This is a genomic window from Flammeovirga agarivorans (assembly GCF_012641475.1).
Lineage (GTDB): Bacteria > Bacteroidota > Bacteroidia > Cytophagales > Flammeovirgaceae > Flammeovirga > Flammeovirga agarivorans.
Genome location: NZ_JABAIL010000001.1, coordinates 193,568 through 207,861, shown reverse-complemented (window position 1 = coordinate 207,861; position 14,294 = coordinate 193,568). Strand labels below are relative to the sequence as shown.

The 14,294-nt window shown below is 32.9% G+C and carries 12 protein-coding genes; 7 read left to right on the top strand and 5 right to left on the bottom strand.

Translation table 11 applies throughout. The features are described 5' to 3' along the window. Positions 1 to 36: 36 nt before the first annotated feature. The gene (locus HGP29_RS00930) at positions 37 to 1,461 is read right to left on the bottom strand and encodes a sialate O-acetylesterase (protein WP_168880429.1); all 1,425 of its coding nucleotides are present in this window, start codon (positions 1,459 to 1,461) and stop codon (positions 37 to 39) included. A 221-nt stretch (positions 1,462 to 1,682) separates the two neighbouring features. Here HGP29_RS00930 and HGP29_RS00925 point away from each other — a divergent pair, with 221 nt between their 5' ends. Continuing rightward, positions 1,683 to 2,048, top strand: coding sequence for a hypothetical protein (locus tag HGP29_RS00925; protein WP_168880428.1), 366 nt, complete (start codon positions 1,683 to 1,685; stop codon positions 2,046 to 2,048). 139 nt (positions 2,049 to 2,187) lie between these two features. Further along, positions 2,188 to 3,396, top strand: coding sequence for an aspartate aminotransferase family protein (locus HGP29_RS00920; protein WP_168880427.1), 1,209 nt, complete (start codon positions 2,188 to 2,190; stop codon positions 3,394 to 3,396). Positions 3,397 to 3,450: 54 nt separating this feature from the next. On the opposite strand, the gene HGP29_RS00915 is transcribed toward HGP29_RS00920, so the two are convergent. Continuing rightward, positions 3,451 to 3,594, bottom strand: coding sequence for a hypothetical protein (locus HGP29_RS00915; RefSeq protein ID WP_168880426.1), 144 nt, complete (start codon positions 3,592 to 3,594; stop codon positions 3,451 to 3,453). 187 nt (positions 3,595 to 3,781) lie between these two features. Then, positions 3,782 to 4,468, bottom strand: coding sequence for a YjjG family noncanonical pyrimidine nucleotidase (locus tag HGP29_RS00910; protein WP_168880425.1), 687 nt, complete (start codon positions 4,466 to 4,468; stop codon positions 3,782 to 3,784). Positions 4,469 to 4,734: 266 nt separating this feature from the next. Between HGP29_RS00910 and HGP29_RS00905 the strand changes: the two genes are divergently transcribed. The 3 genes from HGP29_RS00905 (at position 4,735) to HGP29_RS00895 (ending at position 8,140) form a co-directional block, all read left to right on the top strand. Next, positions 4,735 to 6,039 carry a dihydrolipoamide acetyltransferase family protein gene (locus HGP29_RS00905; protein ID WP_168880424.1) on the top strand — a complete coding sequence of 435 codons (1,305 nt, stop codon included), beginning with the start codon at positions 4,735 to 4,737 and terminating at the stop codon, positions 6,037 to 6,039. A gap of 557 nt (positions 6,040 to 6,596) precedes the next feature. After that, on the top strand, positions 6,597 to 6,989 hold the full coding sequence (locus HGP29_RS00900) for a hypothetical protein (protein ID WP_168880423.1): 393 nt from the start codon (positions 6,597 to 6,599) through the stop codon (positions 6,987 to 6,989). A 752-nt stretch (positions 6,990 to 7,741) separates the two neighbouring features. Continuing rightward, a complete protein-coding gene (locus HGP29_RS00895) occupies positions 7,742 to 8,140 on the top strand; it encodes a hypothetical protein (protein WP_168880422.1) in 399 nt (132 codons plus the stop codon). A gap of 96 nt (positions 8,141 to 8,236) precedes the next feature. On the opposite strand, the gene trpA is transcribed toward HGP29_RS00895, so the two are convergent. After that, positions 8,237 to 9,013: a tryptophan synthase subunit alpha gene (trpA, locus tag HGP29_RS00890; protein WP_168880421.1), complete on the bottom strand. Its 777-nt coding sequence runs from the start codon at positions 9,011 to 9,013 to the stop codon at positions 8,237 to 8,239. Between the two features lie 209 nt (positions 9,014 to 9,222). On the opposite strand from trpA, the gene dapF reads away from it, so the two are divergent. Together dapF and HGP29_RS00880 are read left to right on the top strand one after the other, a co-directional pair. Continuing rightward, complete coding sequence (dapF, locus tag HGP29_RS00885) at positions 9,223 to 10,002, top strand: diaminopimelate epimerase (protein ID WP_168880420.1); 780 nt, start codon at positions 9,223 to 9,225, stop codon at positions 10,000 to 10,002. 209 nt (positions 10,003 to 10,211) lie between these two features. Beyond that, positions 10,212 to 12,173 (top strand): OmpA family protein, encoded by a 1,962-nt coding sequence (locus HGP29_RS00880; protein ID WP_168880419.1) that lies wholly within the window; start codon positions 10,212 to 10,214, stop codon positions 12,171 to 12,173. Positions 12,174 to 12,224: 51 nt separating this feature from the next. Here HGP29_RS00880 and HGP29_RS00875 read toward each other — a convergent pair whose 3' ends face one another. Further along, positions 12,225 to 14,270: a hypothetical protein gene (locus tag HGP29_RS00875; protein ID WP_168880418.1), complete on the bottom strand. Its 2,046-nt coding sequence runs from the start codon at positions 14,268 to 14,270 to the stop codon at positions 12,225 to 12,227. Positions 14,271 to 14,294: the final 24 nt, after the last annotated feature.

The following is a 14,294-nucleotide window of genomic DNA, read 5'->3' as shown; positions in this document are numbered from 1 at the left end:
GGTCATATTTATATTCTTACTAGTTTATTTGCTTGATTATTCCACTTTTTTATCAATTTCTTTATTAAAAGGTATCACAGGAAGGCCATTTACGCTAAATAAATTTCCTTCATGATAGTTCTTGAATGCATACCTTATATATTTTGGGTGAGAGACACTATCAGAAAAAACCGATAAACGATATTTTTTAAACTTTCCTTTTGCTGGATAGAATTTTCCATCTTCACCCGCCAATTCAAATCCTTTTAGTTCTTTACTATAAGTAGTAATCCCTGTAGGTGCATCATCAAATTGAACACTAACATATTTCCCTTTTACAGTTGAACTCTTATAAATAGGTGACAGATAATCTAACCCTTCTATTCCATAGTTCTTAGATAAAGCAATATTCGCTAAACGGTTACCTACTTCGATCTTTTGTGAAGGATGAATGTATTTTAGATCTCCTAAATCAGCTGTGGATACCATTGCAGTATTTTTCACTAGTTCAGTCGTAAGGTATTGTTCCGCTCTTAATTCTGCTGCTTCTACATTGTCTTTTCCATTGTAACCAAATGGAGCAATCTCCACAAAGTAGAATGGGAAATCACCTTGATTCCAAAGTGTTCTCCACCCATTTATCAAAGTAGATTGAACTTTACTATACTTCTGAGTAGCATTAGTAGATCGATTGGCTTCACCCTGATACCAAATAGCTCCTCGTATTGTATACCCTACCAGCGGGTGTATCATTGCATTATAATATAAGGTAGGAGTTTTAATTGCCTTCTTCTGGTTGATCCCTTCATAAACAATCTCATCATCACTTAATTCTCTATACATACTTTCACTCATCCAAGCTTCAGCTTTTGATCCTCCTTGTGACGAATGAATTAATCCTATAGGTACATTTAAATTTTCAGCCAGCTTTTTACCAAAACTATATGCAACTGCACTAAAAGCTCTTACAGTAGATGGGGTAGCCTCTGTCCATTTACCTGAAAGGGTATCCTGTACTACACCATTAAACGCTCTTTTTACTTGAAACAAACGGATATAATTCTTTTGATTTGATGAGGCTATCATTTCTCTACTACCTATTACCGGTTGGCCATAATAACCTTGCAAAGGCATTTGCATATTGGACTGCCCTGAGCATAACCATACTTCTCCAAATAAAACATCACTAAGCTTAATCGTTGATGTTCCTTTAATAGTAATTTGATAATTAGTATAGCTTCCTTCAGGTGTTTTTAAAGTCACTTTCCATTTTCCTGATTGATCAACAATCGTCTTAACACTTTCTCCCCAACTCCCTTTCACCGTTAATTTTGCTGCCGGAGTATCCCATCCCCAAAGATTAACTTCTTCATTCTGTTGCAAAACCATGTGATCTGTAAAAGGACTTCCTACCCTAGTTTGTGCTTTAATATATAATGCAGATGTTATAATGATCAAAAATGATAAAAAAGTATTTTTCATAAATGGCTAATTTTTATTGTTAGTGTAATGTTAGGTAATTATTTTTGATGACAAAGGTGAATACATTATCGACTTATTACAGTCGTAAATTAACTTTTCTTCCTTTTTGAACGATTTGTATTATTTTGCGAATCATTCTTATACCATGTGTGTATTCTTATTCGTCTATTTTTGACAATAGACATTTATACTATTTATTATTATTTTTTAGTTAACCAGAAATGAAAAAGTACTTATTTATTTTACTAGCGGTGATGGTTTCAATCACATCTTTTGCTCAAGACAAAAAGAAAAGCAAGGTTCAAGTGAAAGCAGAAAAGTATGCTGAAGTCTTCGCAAAAGAATTTAGTCTTAATGAAGAACAACAAAAGAGTGTTTACGAAATTAAACTTCAACAAATCAAAGACTACGGCAACAACAACAAGGCAAAGAAAAATGGTGATGTAACTGCTGAGGCTTTCAAAGAAAAGAGAAAAGAAATTGGTAAAACTGCTACTAAAAAAATTAGTGAAGCAACAGGTGTTACCAGCAAAGAGATTAATGCTTTCAATAAAAAATTGAAAGAACAAAATAAAGCTAAGCAATAGCATAGAAAAGGGAACTGAAAGGTTCCCTTTTTTTATTTCCTATTACGAAGCAGTAACAGATATCTGTACCAAATACCATGTCTGTTCATTATTTTTGTAATTCTAAGCGAGACCTTCGCTAAACGAAAGGAATTTACAAATGGATATTTCGAACAAATCTAATAAGGACATATTTTTTGAGCATCAAGCTCAAACTTCTCCTTACCCTTTAGGGATTGAAATTGATTATGCCAAAGGTGTATATATGTACGATGTGAATGGTAAGTCGTATATGGATCTTATTTCTGGTATTGCTGTAAACAATCTTGGGCATGGACATCCAAAAATCACCAAAGCGATAAAAGACCAAGTAGATAAATACTTGTTTGTGATGGTTTATGGAGAAATGGTTCAAAAACCACAAATAGAACTCACTAAAAGTTTATTGTCTGTATTACCAGATTCGCTAAATGCCACCTACTTTGTAAATTCTGGTACAGAGGCCAATGAAGCTGCACTAAAACTTGCCAAAAGATACACCGGAAGAACTGAGCTCATTAGCTTTAACCGTTCCTACCATGGTAATACTCATGGGTCATTAAGTGTATCAGGAAATGAAGTAAAGAAAAATGCATTTAGGCCATTATTACCTGATGTTCGTTTTATCAACTTCAATGTTGAAGATGACCTTCAATATATAACTGAAAAAACAGCAGGAGTAATTGTAGAACCAATTCAAGGGGATGCAGGAGTAAGAATACCTACTATAGAATACATGACCGCTTTACGAAAAAGATGTGATGAAGTAGGTGCCCAATTAATCTTTGACGAAATCCAAACAGGGTTCGGTAGAACTGGAAAATTCTTTGCCTTTGAACACTTTGGAGTAACACCAGATATTCTAACTATTGCCAAAGGAATGGCAGGTGGTATGGCTATGGGATGTTTTGTATCTTCTCAAGAAAAGATGAAAGTCTTATCATATGATCCTATTTTAGGACATATCACTACATTTGGTGGTCATCCGGTATGTTGTGCAGCATCCAACGCTGTTATTCAAACATTAAAAGAAGACAACATAATTGATGATGTAGAAAGAAAAGGTCAATTATTTGAAGATCGATTAAAGTCTCACCCTGCCATAAAAGAGATTCGAAGAAAAGGGCTGATGTTTGCCATTGATATGGAAAGCTTTGAATTAGTTAATGAAGTGGTTACTACTTGTATAGAAAATGGAGTTATCACTTACTGGTTCTTGTCTACTCCATATGCTTTCAGAATTGCCCCTCCTCTAATCATTTCAGATGAAGAAATTCATAAAGCTTGTGATATTATTCTGGCCGCAATAGATACCTGTATTGCCAAATAATTAGAGCTCGATAAAAATATATAAGGTCATCACTTTTTGTTGTGATGACCTTTTTTATGCATTATTAATTTCCCATTGCAACATTTGCTCTTTGAGCCAAGCAGAAGCTCTTTCATATTTTCTCCATTTATGGAGGTCAGATTTGAGACGTTTAATTGCTTTTTCTCTTTCAGATGATGATTTAACTGTAGTTGTCATATGTGTTTCGTTAGTGAATCGGATGTTAATAAATATTTACAAAATAAATATACTACAATTAACACATTACACGCCAAACATTAACAACTAATTTCAACAAATTTAACATCAATCCTACCTTATTGATTGTTAGCTCCTTTTGATTCACATTATGTTCATATACCTAATGTTTACCTACTAACAAGGTTTACAGATACTCCAGGATTTCAATTAATGACTTTACTTCAATATCAGCTACAGTATTTTCTTGTCCAAAATAGATCGTTTGTAGGCCAAAATCTTTCGCTCCTTTAATATCTGTAATAGGGTTATCCCCAATCATTATTGAGTTATCAACATTTGCACCTGCTTTTTCTAGAGCATAGGTATAAATTTCTGGAGAAGGCTTCTTTGCACCGCAAGATTCTGAAGTAACAACAACATCAAAATATTTATTCAACCCCGTTGTTGATAACTTTATACTTTGTGTTTTGTCAAAACCATTCGATAAAATATGTAGTGTATATTTCCCTTTCAACCCATCTAAAAGCTCTATACAACCTTCGATTAGATAAGGTTTATGCGGACAAATTTCCAAATATTCATCACCAATATTACCCGGACAAGTTGTAGGGTCCAACCCGATCTCTTCATAAGCCATAGGAAATCTCTTCAACCTTATGTCTTCTTTTGTGACTTTACTATGATTGTATAAATCCCATAGTTGATGATTTATCTTTTTATAAGCAACTAAGAAGTCTTCAATATTTACTCCTTGCTCTCCTATTTTATATTTCTCAAATAAAGAGATCAGTGTTTCTTCAGAATTTCTTTCAAAATCCCATAGAGTATGGTCTAAATCAAAAAATATATGTTGGATTGAATTTTTATTCATAATGTTTTTCAAAATATTTATTTCATCAATTTTCTGATAATTCTGCAGATTACCTACTATTCTTTTAAGGTTTAAAGTGTAGACAAAAGTTATTAATGAGATTCTTTAAGAAAACCTCACAATAATTAACAAAGTATAATTTTCGAAAGGTGACGATAATCACATAAATGTATTTTGTACGCTAATTTTTCTCTAACTCTTTTATTACCTTTGCAGAAAATTGGCCTGTCCTGTTTTGAGATTAGATATACAAATCAACTATATATATGGCACAAGTAGAAATGATTCTTCCAGCAATGGGAGAAGGTGTTATGGAAGCTACAGTTTTAGAATGGTTAAAAAATGAGGGTGATTCTATTACCCTTGATGAATCTGTAGTTGAAGTAGCCACCGACAAAGTAGATACAGAAGTTCCTGCCACAGTAGAAGGAGTTATTAAAACAATATTAGTTCAAAAAGACGATGTTGTTCAAATTGGTGCTCCTATCGCTATAGTAGAAACTGAAGGCGAAAGTGCTGCAGAAGAAACAACAACTCCTGTTGAAACTACCACTACTTCACAATCCACCCCAAATACTCCTCCTTCTAATAATGCAAATAATGAAATCGTTGCTAAAAGCGGTAACCGTTTCTATTCTCCTTTAGTTAGAAATATTGCCAAGAAAGAAGGAATTTCACAAGAAGTCTTAGATACTATTCCAGGTTCTGGTAAAGACGGAAGAGTGACAAAGAACGATATGATGGCTTTCCTTGAGAAAGGTCATGTTCCTGCTCCAAAAGTATCTCAACCTACTTCAACTCCTGCACCTGCACCAGTTGCTGCCCGTCCTGCTCCTCAGGCTCCAGCAGTTTCAATGGACAATGGTGATGAAGTGATCGAAATGGACAGAGTCCGTAAGATGATTGCAGAACGTATGGTGGCTTCAAAACAAATCGCTCCACATGTTACTTCATGTGTAGAGGCTGATTTTACGAATGTTGTATTATGGAGAAATAAAAATAAGAATGCATTCCAAAAAAACGAAGGTGCTAAACTAACATTTATGCCTATCATCATCTCTGCAATTGCTAAAGCAATTAAGGAGTTCCCAATGATTAATGTTCAAGTAGATGGCGATAATATCGTAGTTAAAAAGGACATCAATATTGGTATGGCTGTAGCTAAACCTGATGGTAACCTTATCGTTCCTGTAATTAGAAACGCAGATAGATTAAGCTTAAGCGGTTTAGCTATCGCTATTCAAGATCTATCGATTAGAGCAAGAGAAAACAAATTAAAGCCAGAAGAACTTTCTGGTGGTACATATACTGTTTCCAACATCGGCTCTTTTGGTAATACTATCGGAACACCAATTATTATGCAACCACAAGTGGCGATTATGGCTGTAGGTACTATCCGTAAAAAACCTGCGGTAATTGAAACACCACAAGGGGATGTAATTGGTATTAGACAATTTGCTTATTTCTCTCACTCATATGATCATAGAGTTGTAGATGGAGCTTTAGGCGGAATGTTCGTTAGAAAGGTTGCTGATATCTTAGAAAACTGGGATTTAGATATGTCTATCTAAGTTCAATTGTACATAAATATGAAGAGGTATTTCTCTAGTAGAAATACCTCTTTTTTTGTTTTCGAACACTATAAACGTACATAAAACACCTATACTTCCAAAAACGGACAGTTTTTTATGAAAAGTGAAATTTCACAGAAAATATGAGATATAAATTTACATATTAATAAATAATTGATTGAAAATTTTCAATATTATCAAAACAAAGAACAAAAAATTATCATGTTTAAATAAAAATGCCATAAATATTAATTCCTTTGTCACTTAGACTCAAAATAAAAAACTAATCATTATCACTTTTACCTATTTTTAATATTGACAGAGATCACCTTTTAGGTTGTAAATAAAATAATATTTGGAAATTGCATTATTCTATGTACACTTTTGAACACCTTGTCCAATCATGATACAATTTAAAGTGTATATTTTATACTTATTTCTACAAAATTAATATTTAATTAATTGATTATCAGTATTTTACATTTTTATGGCACAAGAATAGTATTACGGTATATGTAAACAATTTTCGAACACTTTCTATTAAAATATATATTGCCATGAAAAATTTAAGAAACTTAATCGCAGTTACAATTATTTCAGTTTTTGCATTCGGTACTACTTTCGCTGCCAATGATGATAACGAAATCACTAGATTACGTGAAGCTGTAGAAAATGCTTCTGCATCAGATTGGCAAATTTATGCAGATGCAGCTGAGAGATGTATCGAACTAGAAACAAATATGAGCGAAGCTTATATCTGGTTAGAAAGAGCTATTGAAATTAATCCTAATGCAAGAAACTTAGAATTAAAAGGTGACTATCTTGCAGTAAACGGAGCTAAAGAAATGGCGATCGAAGCTTACAGACAATCTATTTTAAAAGCGATTTCTGACAACGATGGCTATGATGTAAGCAAAGTACAAAAGAAATTATTGAATTTAGCTAGATAATATATACATATCAATACCATATGTGAGCCTCTCTAGAAATAGAGAGGCTTTTTTGTATATAAACTTTTTTCCTTACTATCTATTCAAATGTAAACGAAATTTCATTAGTAAATGCCCTCTACTTCTCTTAATCAATTCGAAATATTACTCTTGGTAGATATAGTTAATCTAGCCTCCTAATAAGTACTTAAAAGTACTTCCTATAGTATTTAAAAAGTGACCGTTTCTATACCCTATTTAACGACAAAATATCCCATGTTTCAAAAGTGAACACCTTTATTCAGTTGATTCACAAACCAAGAGTAAAATGATATTATCGTAAAAAATATTTTATATAAAGATTAATTTTTACAGAATAATCAAAATAACAATCAAATATTTATGAAATCCACAAAAACAGCAGCATTGTATTTATAAATGTACAAAAAACACAACTTACCAAATGTAAACAAGCGATATTAAATTCTAAATATCACACATAAAACATAGATAAAATTCTAAACAACAGTTAACAAAAGAGTTAAAACAAAATATTATTCGGAATAACTCACAAAAATATGATCATTTTCGTACACTCTGTTCAAATCTGTGACGATTTCTTAGTCATTTTTACACTTAAAATTGGCTTTTTCAATAAAAAATAAACACAAATAACTGAATATCAATAATATAACTTCAATTGGCAAGCTTATAGCAATACTCTTTGTGTAAACATTTAGATTTAAAATAAACCTCAAAATTATATATCAATCATGAAATCTTTAAAACAACTTCTTGCATTCGTATTAGTTTCAATTCTTGCTGTAAACGTTTCTTTAGCTAAAGGAATGGAAAATGAGGACAACGAGATCACAAAGCTTCGTGAGTCAGTAGAAAATGCTTCTGCATCTGATTGGGCTGTTTATTCAGACGCTGCTGAGAGATGTATTGAATTGAAAGCGAATTTGAGCGAAGCTTACATTTGGATTGAGAAATCAATCGAAATCAATGCTAACTCAGACAACTTAGAAGTAAAAGGAGATTACCTTGCATTGAATGGTGCTAACGACATGGCAATCACTGCTTATAACAAAGCTATTCTTGCTGGAATGCAAGAAGGTAAAGACGTTCAAAAACTTCAAAAGAAAGTTTTAAAAATGAGCCGTAGATAATCAACGCCTATTGATTGTTAAACACCTTAAAATAAAAAAACCTAGTTCAACTTATTGGACTAGGTTTTTTTTATTGATGTAGAAAAATAACTTAATCTACTCTCCTTTTATATCCTTTACGAATTGTTGAATATCTTCAGATAAATTCTCAGACTGTCCAATCAATTTCACAAATGCAGAACCAATGATGGCTCCATTTGCATAGGAAGAAGCCTGCTTAAATGATGCATGATCTGAAATACCAAAACCAATCAATCTTGGGTTTTTCAAATTCATGTTTTCAATTCTTTTAAAATAATCTACCTGTTCGTCAGAAATACCTGTTTTTGCTCCTGTAACACTCGCTGAAGAAACCATATAAATAAATCCTTCTGTGTTATTATCAATTTCCTTAATTCTATCATCGGTAGTTTGTGGTGAAATAAGGAATGTGTTTCGAATACCATGCTCATCAAACATACCTTTTAAATTGCTTAGGTATTCAATCATTGGTAAATCTGGAACAATAATACCATCGATTCCTACTCTTTGGGCATCCTTACAGAACTTCTCTAAACCATATTGCATAATAGGATTAAAATAACCCATTACTACTACAGGCACATCTACTTCTTCTCTAAACCCTTCTAATTGTTCAAATAGTTTATGCATTGTCATACCATTATCAAGAGCTTTCATATTACTCTCTTGAATAGTTGGACCATCAGCTACAGGGTCTGAAAAAGGAATACCTATTTCAATAAGGTCAACACCGCCATCTTGCAATGCTTTTAATACAGTTCTAGTGTCTTCTAATTTTGGATAGCCAGCAGTAAAGTAAATATTTAATACGTCCTGCTGCTTTCTTTCGAATAACTCGTTAATTCTATGCATAAACTTCTTGTTTGTTATTTGTCGAAAGTTACATATAATGATCAAAAGCTAAAATTGAAAATTCGTTTAAGGTGATTTTTGAAAGAAAATGAATATAGATTTCTAACAGGTTGTGTTATTTCTGTATACATTTTGTATTATTTTTCTGTTTTTGGGTAAAAAAAATACCTTTGTGATAAATACGATTTAATAGAAAAAAATATAAACCGATGATAAATTTCTGGAAATACCAAGGGGCTGGCAACGACTTCATTATGATTGATGATAGAGAAAATACTTTTGATATTACAGATCATGAAAAAGTGGCTTTTTTATGCCATAGAAGATTTGGTGTAGGTGGAGACGGGTTAATCTTAATCCGTTTAAAGGAAGGGTATGACTTCGAAATGGTATACTTTAATGCTGATGGGCATTTGGGATCTATGTGTGGAAATGGCGGACGTTGTGCCGTACGATTTGCACATACATTAGGTTTATTCGATACAGATACATCTTTTTGGGCTGCTGATGGTGCTCATGAAGCAACATTAGACGATCAAAAAACTGTTCATTTAAAAATGAATCCTCCAGGTGAAATCGAAAATAATTCGGATCATTATTTTATGGATACTGGTTCACCTCATTATGTTCGATTCGAAAAAGACATTACCAACTTTGATGCAGTAGCTGAAGGCAAGGACGTACGTTACAATGATCGTTTTGCCAAAGAAGGTACCAATGTAAACTTTGCTGAAGTAACCGGTGAACAGGCATTAAGTGTAAGAACCTATGAAAGAGGTGTTGAAGATGAAACTTATGCTTGTGGTACAGGTGTAACAGCTTGTGCAATCGCAGCTAATATTGAATTAGGGATGCAAAGTCCTATTGAAATTAAAGTTTTAGGTGGAATTTTAGGTGTTGGGTTCCAAAAAGTATCAGAAGGTAATTATACTGATATAATTCTTTCAGGCCCTGCCACACCAGTATTTAAAGCGGAAATTGATGCTTAATACTTAATAAGCCTATTATTAAAATAATACAAAAGGAAAAAGTAGAAGATGTGCTTCTGTTTTTTCCTTTTCTTTTTAGTTCTGATTGTAGATAAAATATTTGCTTATTTTCAAACAATAAGGTAACTTCTATACTCAGAATAGTTCTGAAAAATTTAGATCCTTATGGATCACTAACTCTGCAAACCCTCGAAACGCATATAAACAATATGAAGCGTCTTCTCCTATTTATATCTGTTATCAGCCTAGTCACTAGCTGCTCTTCTCCCTTGAAAGTTGCTGAAACACACTTTGATCAAGGTGAATACCAACCTGCTATAAAAAAATATGAAGAAATTGCTAAGTCAGAAAAGTATAAAAAAGAAAAGCCTGAAGCATATTTCAAAATAGCAGAAGCCTATCGTTTGTCAAACCGAATGTTAGAAGCATTACCTTATTATAAAAAGGCTAAAGATGCTGGCTATCAAAATATGGACATGTACTTTTATTATGCCTATGGTTTAGAACTTCAAGGTAATTATAAAAAGGCTCGTTCTCTTTTTGAACGTTACACAAAAGAAGGTACAAATCGTCAATTAATCCGTAGAGCAAAAGACGAAATCAAACATCTTGCAGTAGTAGATAGCTTATCAAAAAATACAGATCCTTTTATTGAGATCACAAAATGTGATGCAATCAATAGTGAAGCTGACGACTACTCTCCGATGTTTTATAAAGACCAATTGGTATTTACATCAACAAGAGATGCTGAAACGGTTTACCATGGTACTGGAGATGGTTTTTCTAATATCTACCAATACACCTTTGATCGAGCAGATAGCTGCAATGGATCCGTTACCTTTTTCGACAGCTTAATCAACTCTCCAAAAATTCATGAAGCTTCTGCCACTTTCTCGAAAGATGGTAAGTATATGATCTTTGCCAGAAGTAATACAGGGCACCATAAAGAAAACTTTAAAGAGGTAGATCTCTATGAAAGTACGTTTGAGAACGGAGAATGGTCTACACCTACTTTATTACCTATTTCAAACCCACAATCATGGGATGCTTGTCCTGCATTAAGTACAAATGGAAAAACATTATACTTTGCATCAAATAGAAAAGGTGGATATGGTGGTATTGACATCTACCGTTCGAAGAGAAATGTAAATGGCACATGGGGAAAACCTCGTAATATGGGGCCAAGAATCAACTCAAGAGGTAATGATATGTTTCCATTTGTTGCTCCTACCGGCAAAATGTATTTCGCCTCTGATGGACATGCAGGTTTAGGAGGTTTGGATATTTATCAGGCAACAAGAAAGGATAATAAAATTACAATCAAGAACATGGGCCAACCGTTCAACTCTCCAGGTGATGATTTTGGATTGGTATTCCTTGAAAAAAGATTTGGTGCTTTTACTTCAAACAGGGCTGATAATGGTAGTGGAAAAGACAATATATATTTCTTCTCCGACAAAACTCCAATACTTAAACCTGTCAATTATTTCTTAGCGGGTAATTCTATTGCTATAAAAGATACTACAGAATCTAAGTTACCAGAAGTGACAGTACAACTTCAAGATATTGAAGGTAATGTTATTGAAGAAGTGGTATCAGATACAGATGGACGTTATGAATTTAAAACCCAACTAAAGATGGGTGATGACTATATCTTAATAGCCACTAAGCAGAAATATTTTAAAGACTCTGTATACTACACTACCGCAGATAAAGAGGTAGACCAAGAGGATATTAAAGACCGTCCTGAGAAAATTGTTGATTACACTTTAGAATCTGAGGTTGAATTGACCAAAGATTACTATGACGAATTAATCGAAGAAGGTGAAATCACTCTGAACAATATTCTTTATGATTTTGATGATTATAGAATCAGGGTCGATGCTGCTAGAGAATTAGATAAAGTTGTGACTCTATTAAAACAGCATCAAAATATAAGTATTGAACTTGGATCTCATACCGATGATAGAGGCTCTGAAAAGTACAACATCAAGTTATCCCAAAAAAGAGCTGAAGCGGCTGTTAATTATATCATTTCTAGAGGAATTGATAGAGATCGTTTAGAAGCTAAGGGATATGGTGAACTTCTTCCAGTAGTATTTAACGCTGAAACTGAAGAGGAACACCAACTCAACCGTAGAACTACCATTACACTATTAGATGAAATATAATTGTTTGGAATGTATTAAGGCCAACTGATCATGTATCAGTTGGCCTTTTTTTTACATCTCGTTTTTAACTAATAATACAGGTGATGTATGGAATTTATAAATTTGATCAAAGAAGTTTTTTAAGAGTGAATACTCATCTGGAGAAAAAACTATCTTTTTGATTTCTAAATCAAACAAAATCATAAATGAACGATCTGATGTTTGAGTAATTACATATTTTAATTTCCCACTATTCCCCGGCATCCTCACTATCTGAGGTTTTGGTAATTCTTTAATTGCTAAATTATCCGGTATTTCTACTTGAATCATGTATTTCCTCTTTACACCATATGGCAACTCAACTGGGTACCTTCTAGTTTCTTGAGTAAAAGGATTTTTACTAGTTTCAATCATTACCATTGGATTAAACACCAATTGCCCACCTACATCCTCAATACATTTTTCGAGATTAAATTTATAGATTTCTTTTATAGAAGAGTTTAAACTTTTAGCACCTTCTCTTTCATAACTCTCTACAGTTAAACCTTCTAACTGATTTTCTTTTTCCTCAAGATAAGTCTCCTCTGATTTCGATAAATGTTTATTCCTCCAATTGATAGCATCATACCCTTTATGCGAAACTGTAAAATCACATATTGCCGATAGATCTCTATTAATACTTACTCGTGATTGTATTGATTTATATTCTAATGAAGTTGGTTCTATAGAAAGAAGCTTACCGTCTAAATTTTGATTTTTTGATAAGATCACCCCTTGGTAGTTCAAAGCTCTAAGAGGTAAAACACCAAAAGGATGGCTTTTTGTTGTTGCATCTAATAGAATATATTTTCCATCAATATTAATTGCAGCTAAAACATAATTCAAACGATTAATTTCAGCTTCATCAGGTGTGATCATAGTATAACCTCTCGTTGATGAAAAAACTGCAATTGTAGGAACATTTAGATATTCCAAAGCAGCAAAAAGCATCAAGTTAATCTCTGCAACATTACCTCTTCGATCTAGATAGGCTTTTCTCGTTCCTCCATCATGACAATAAACTGACAATTCTTTATTCCAATTCATTCTCTTTGATATGATATCATATGCTAGTTTAGCTCTTTCAAGGTGATCTGGAGTCTTATTTTTTATGTCATCCAACCTTTCTTTCATAAAACCAACCCTATGCATCTGATCACCTACTCTCGAATGTAAATTCAGAACCTTTACAACCCCTGTCCAAGAATTCGAATGATAATCCTGTTTATTATTCGCACTAAATAATTCAAACTTCAATCTTGCTAAATAATCTTGAGGTGAAGTCATAAATGGTTCTTCTTTAAACGCAGGAACTTGTTCTACTCTCCATCTTCTTACATTATAATTCTGTATATACTCGTCATTTGTTGTTTTTACGAGAGTTAAACTTTGAAGAGATGTATTATCTTTAGTTCGAAGGTTGAATGTCTTTGATGAACCTGTTGAAGGCAATTCTTTTATAGGAAAGTATCTAGAGTTCACTACTTTATATTTCATACTTTCTGGTATTTCCATTGAGAAAGTACTCATTAAAACTGGAATTTCTCGTTGAACTTCCCAATTATCAATATGGCTTAAAAACTCTGAGTTTTTATTGTAAAATAACTCGATAACACAGCCTTCTCTTAAACGAGGAAAGGTAACTTTATAAAAACCTTTAGTTTTAGAATGTCTTAAAATTCGAACATCACTTTGATCAATTTTTTTCTTGACTACTTTACCTTTTTCCAGATAATAAATAGCTCCTTTTATAGAGTTGATTACTTCATCAGTGCCTTTATACTTATAATACGGTAACTTGATATTCCCTAAATAGAATGCCTCTTTATTAAAAACTTTGATCCTCAAATGACGTTTGGTTCTGATGATCCATGAATTATTTTCAATATCAAAAGTTAGCCACCCCATATCACCAATAACTAATGCATTGGCAGTAGAATCTTTGTCATAGCTCTTTAACGCTAATAACTCTTTTGAGACCTTTCCATATGTCAGCTTTTTAGGTACTTTCTGACCATAAGATTGTTGAGTAAAAATGATAGCAATTGCGATAATAAGACAGAATACACTGTTTTTCATAGTAAGTTTAAATAGTAATAATAG